General features: G+C 42.6%; 1 protein-coding gene. It reads right to left on the reverse strand.

The window, feature by feature from the left end; genetic code table 11:
• Window positions 1-258: MBL fold metallo-hydrolase (locus SAY88_RS25260; protein ID WP_332635183.1), on the reverse strand; the 258-nt coding region annotated here is incomplete at both ends.

The following is a 258-nucleotide window of genomic DNA, read 5'->3' on the forward strand; positions in this document are numbered from 1 at the left end:
CCTGTGACCAGGTCGATCTCTTTTTTTAGGAAATCATTTGTTTCTTTCACGATTTCCTTCACTTTACTATGAGAGCAGCCGACAATTACTATTTGTCCGTTATCTGTGTTTAGAGCAAGTGAAAGTTCGGGCATGCTCGACATTCGTGGCTCATCCTCGTTTGGCGGATATTTTGACCAGTCACCAAGTAATGGAGAGCGAGTAAATATCAGCGTGATGCCGGGACTGATTTCTTTGCTTTTGTTGATAAATTCGGCA

This window comes from Halalkalibacter flavus (genome assembly GCF_036663575.1).
Taxonomy (GTDB): Bacteria; Bacillota; Bacilli; order Bacillales; family Bacillaceae_D; genus Halalkalibacter; species Halalkalibacter flavus.